Raw genomic sequence first — 243 nt, 5'->3', positions numbered from 1 at the left:
CTGTTCGACGGCATGGGACCCAAGCAGATCAGCGAAACCGTCACCCAATACACCCTGCAGTTCGAAAGCCACACCAAGTCCTACCGCATCAAGGAAGCGGGCACCGACCGCTACCTGCGCTTCACCAAGGACCGCGACTGCATCCGCGTCAACGGCAAACTCCCCCTCGCCGCCGGCACCGCCCTGCAACAGCACCTGCGCCAAGAATCCCGCCGGCTGCGCCAGCACGGCGACCCGCGCACC

General features: G+C 65.8%; 1 pseudogene. It reads left to right on the top strand.

What is annotated here, in order from left to right:
* Window positions 1–243: pseudogene (locus tag RF641_RS17645) on the top strand (HNH endonuclease); the annotation flags it as partial.

Source organism: Arthrobacter sp. 'calajunan' (assembly GCF_046940185.1).
Classification (GTDB): domain Bacteria; phylum Actinomycetota; class Actinomycetes; order Actinomycetales; family Micrococcaceae; genus Glutamicibacter; species Glutamicibacter soli.
This window is presented reverse-complemented; position numbering and strand designations above follow the sequence as displayed.